Annotated in this window: 1 protein-coding gene; it reads right to left on the reverse strand. The window is 51.9% G+C overall.

The window, feature by feature from the left end; genetic code table 11:
* On the reverse strand, positions 1-262 hold a 262-nt coding region (locus SB775_RS30720; RefSeq protein ID WP_410865046.1), incomplete at both ends, for a triose-phosphate isomerase.

Raw genomic sequence — 262 nt, forward strand, 5'->3', positions numbered from 1 at the left:
GTTTCCAAGCTTGCACCGCCGACTAAAGCGCCGTCGATATGTTCCATGGAAAGCAATTCTTGGATATTGGCAGGCTTCACGCTTCCGCCGTATTGGATGCGCACTTTTTGAGCCGCATCGTCGCTGTAAAGTGAAGCGATTTTCTTGCGGACGATGCCGCAAGCTTCGTTGGCATCTTCTGCAGTCGCTGTTTTGCCTGTTCCGATTGCCCAGATTGGCTCATAAGCAATGACCAGTTCGGCGATTTGCGCATCAGTCAAGC

The sequence above is a fragment of the Peribacillus sp. SIMBA_075 genome (assembly GCF_046534585.1).